This window comes from Acinetobacter sp. ANC 4805, assembly GCF_022549495.1.
In the GTDB taxonomy this organism is placed as follows: Bacteria; Pseudomonadota; Gammaproteobacteria; order Pseudomonadales; family Moraxellaceae; genus Acinetobacter.
The window spans coordinates 1-266 of record NZ_JAKZGD010000031.1 but is presented as its reverse complement, the minus strand read 5'-3'; the positions used below and the strand labels follow the sequence as shown (position 1 = coordinate 266).

Annotated in this window: 1 protein-coding gene; it reads right to left on the bottom strand. The window is 44.0% G+C overall.

The genetic code is table 11. The features are described 5' to 3' along the window. Window positions 1–266, bottom strand: a 266-nt coding sequence (locus MMP60_RS15865; protein ID WP_241337290.1) for an FAD-dependent oxidoreductase, incomplete at both ends; no start/stop codon positions are given.

Sequence of the window (266 nt, the reverse complement as noted above, 5' to 3'; positions counted from 1 at the left end):
CGTTCAGCGACAATACCTGTTTTGATACCTTTACGTGCTGCATAGATCGCTGCTGTACCACCCGCAGGGCCACCACCAATCACCAACACATCAAATGCATCTTTGGCATTGATGACTGCGGCATCTTTCTCCGCTGAATTGCTATCTAATTTGGCAATGATTTCTTCCAAAGTCATACGACCTTGACCAATATGTTCATTGTCTTGAAATAGCATTGGTACGGCCAAGATTTTACGTTCTTCAACTTCATCTTGGAAGAAACCACC